The organism is Francisella sp. 19X1-34 (genome assembly GCF_041102755.1).
Taxonomy (GTDB): domain Bacteria; phylum Pseudomonadota; class Gammaproteobacteria; order Francisellales; family Francisellaceae; genus Francisella.
Genome location: NZ_JBGCTX010000117.1, coordinates 1 through 3,158, shown reverse-complemented (window position 1 = coordinate 3,158; position 3,158 = coordinate 1). Strand labels below are relative to the sequence as shown.

Sequence of the window (3,158 nt, the reverse complement as noted above, 5' to 3'; positions counted from 1 at the left end):
TTTAGGTATGCCCATTAGTCATAGAACTGCCTAAAATACACCAACTAGAAGACCTTAAGGGGTTAAGAAACAAAGCCTCATTAATAATACTTAATATAATTTAATAGTATGATTATAAATAGTCATAAGCACCATTTTTAATTTTATAATATGCTCTTAATGATATTTGATATTTTGCAACTATTGATCTAACTGTTATTTCATTCGCTATATCCACTTTAACATTTTTAACTATCTCAGAGTTTACTTTAGTAGGTCTACCAAATTTAACTCCATTATTAACAGCTTTTTTAATCCCTTCTATTTGACGTTCCTTTTTTAACTCATATTCAAACTCTGCGAATGAAGAAAGCATTTGGAACATTAATCTACCCTGAGGAGTGGAAGTATCTATATTTTGATCTAATACTACTAAATTAACTTTTCGAGACTTTAATTTGCTTACTATTTTTCCTAAGTGAAGAGCACTTCTAGCCATTCTATCAAGTCTAGATATTACAAGTTGATCACCATCTCTTACATAATTTAAACACTCCTTTAATTGTGTTCTTGTTTCATCTATACCAGAAGATTTTTCTTGGAATATTCTGTCACAACCATATTTTTCTAATTTATCCAATTGTATATCTAATGATTGACCAGATGAGGATACTCGAGCATAGCCTACTTTTTGTATTTTCATATTATTCACCTAATAGGTCATGGATATTGCAAAGTAAATTTTCTTTATCTGCATAAACTAGAGAACCTAATTTTTTATCTATATATTCTTGTTCTATAGTAGCAATTAATGGTTTTAGTAAAGATGGTTTAGGTAAACCAGATTCTTGCCATTTAACTATATATGAGCTTCCAAAATCTAAAGGTGTTCGGATCTGACTTGTGATAGCCATTAAAATAACATCTGGACGATTATTATTATATTCTTCAGAGCTAATTATAACAGCAGGGCGTTTTTTAGTTTTTTTTAGATTAGTAAATGGAAAGTTTACTAAAACTATGTCTCCAAAGTTATAACTCATTATAAACCTCGTCTTCTTCATTATCCCAAACTTGGTTAAAACTTGCTAAAGACGCATTTGAATATAATTCTCTTAAATTAGCTTCTTCTTTTTTGCTAATAAGGAAGTCTATAAAATCATTTACTTCTTCTAATTTATTCTCAGAAAGGTGAGCCAATTTGTTGTACATTAATTCTAAGCTTACTGTTGCCATAATATGTTCTCTAATATCTAAAGCTAATTAATACGTTAATATTAGAACACTTTTGAAAACATGTAAAGACCTTTAAATATCTACATTCATGATTTAGCTATTTTTCGTTCTCAAAAGTATACTTTTTGATAATGATTACCTGAATTAAATATGTAAATCACAATATATTTACATATACTCGAATATGCTATTCTCTAAATCTTCTGAGAATAGCTGACTTCGTGAGACGCTTACCTTTAATTTACCTAGAAAATATAGTTCAAAGTATTTTATTATCTATTTCAGAAGTAACCTTTAATAAAATATTACACCTATTTTTTTTGAAAAAATTATACATTGAGCCTCCAGAATTCAATGAAAAACTGAATACTTTTGCATTTATTATATCTTTAGATATTTTATTTCCAAACTTTTTATAAACTAAAAGTTTTTTAACCATTGAGCGAGGATCAAAATTATATGGGAAAGGAGTTACATATTTATTATTGATTTCAACTTCATTAATATTACTAATAGAAGCTATCCACATAGCATCTATTTCTGATTGAACTGAAGAAGGTAGTCCAGATCGACCACAAGGAACAAATAAATTATTGAGTTCTAGGCACATTGTTGCACAGTATAAGTTTTGAATCCTAAAAGGCTTTAATTTACCATTATTTTTTTTATAAATTGGAAATAGAGTGTCATTAGATAATCCTTTAAATCCTGTTGCGTAGACAAGGATATCTACATCAAATTTTTTATTACCTATAATTAACTGATTATTTAATATTTTATGGTCATTTACTTTTGAAATTTTATAAGATTTAAAGGATTGTAAAATACTCACATGTCGTTTTTTTATAAATCCTAAATTCCAATTATCAGGGTCTATTGATTTATCAAAAGCATTAACCATCACTTCGTCTGTTAATTTTCTAATAAATATTCTGGTCAATTTATTCCAACCAAATATTAATTTTAACAAAACAGCAAATTTTAGTTTTAAAGAATCAATTTTATCTAATGCTTCATAATACATAGAATAAAGCGGTTTATGATATAAAACAGAGACGTTTTTGATATCATTTTTAAAAAGTCCAATAAGTAAGTCTTGTGAAGACTTTCCTGTTCCAATAACAACAATTTTCTTATCTCCAATATTCTCTTTTATTTTTTTAAGATCATAAAAATCACTAGAATGAAAAATCTGCGTATTTGAGTTTTTATCGCTTACAATCTTTGGAACCTTTTTTTCTCCCGCATTAAATTTATTTCCAACAGTTATAATAAGATATTTACTTTTACAGATAGATTGTATTTCATTATTATCAGCTTTTTCAAAATAAGTAGTAAATTCTTTTGTTAGCTCATCATAAACAACTTTAGTAACCTTACTATTAAAAATAATCCGATCTATCATAGATTCAGAATATTCATCCAAATAATCGATTATATCATTTCTACTAGGTTGCTCTGAATGCAAATCTAAAGGATTATAATTATTATGCTTAAATTTACCATTATTTTTCCAAGGGAATGATAAATATCTATAAAAATAACTTGGTGTATGTGAACCAAGGCCGTCATACTTTGTAGAGTTCCATACACCACCAATTTTATCACTCTGCTCAATAATCAAAAATTTTTTATTAATACTAGATAAAGTCTTTCCAATGGCTAATCCAGAGACGCCTGCACCTATAATTAAATATTCAGAATATTTTTCCATACTTTATAACACTCTCAAATAAGATCTTATTATTTTCTTAGAAAAAAGTATATAGTTCATATAATTATTAGTACAGCATACTATAGCATATAAATATGGATTGGTTATAAACTATCCCTGTTAGTCAATACCACTTTCTAATATATTTTTATTCTGATCTATCCTGCTAATTTGGGACAGTTGTTAACTTCATTCTTCATTATATATTCAAAGTGACTAGGAGTCATGT

The 3,158-nt window shown here is 27.0% G+C and carries 4 protein-coding genes; all 4 read right to left on the bottom strand.

Annotated features, from left to right (window positions below; all coding sequences use genetic code 11):
- Positions 1–112: 112 nt before the first annotated feature.
- The 4 genes from AB8E56_RS11415 to AB8E56_RS11400 all read right to left on the bottom strand — a co-directional run bounded on the left by AB8E56_RS11415 (position 113) and on the right by AB8E56_RS11400 (position 2,929).
- A complete protein-coding gene (locus AB8E56_RS11415; protein ID WP_329481217.1) occupies positions 113–682 on the bottom strand; it encodes a recombinase family protein in 570 nt (189 codons plus the stop codon).
- Between the two features lies 1 nt (position 683).
- Complete coding sequence (locus AB8E56_RS11410) at positions 684–1,022, bottom strand: type II toxin-antitoxin system PemK/MazF family toxin (RefSeq protein WP_329481215.1); 339 nt, start codon at positions 1,020–1,022, stop codon at positions 684–686.
- Complete coding sequence (locus AB8E56_RS11405; RefSeq protein WP_329481213.1) at positions 1,012–1,215, bottom strand: hypothetical protein; 204 nt, start codon at positions 1,213–1,215, stop codon at positions 1,012–1,014. The genes AB8E56_RS11410 and AB8E56_RS11405 overlap by 11 nt, the downstream gene beginning before the upstream one ends.
- 259 nt (positions 1,216–1,474) lie before the next feature.
- The gene (locus AB8E56_RS11400; RefSeq protein WP_329481211.1) at positions 1,475–2,929 is read right to left on the bottom strand and encodes an NAD(P)/FAD-dependent oxidoreductase; all 1,455 of its coding nucleotides are present in this window, start codon (positions 2,927–2,929) and stop codon (positions 1,475–1,477) included.
- Positions 2,930–3,158: the final 229 nt, after the last annotated feature.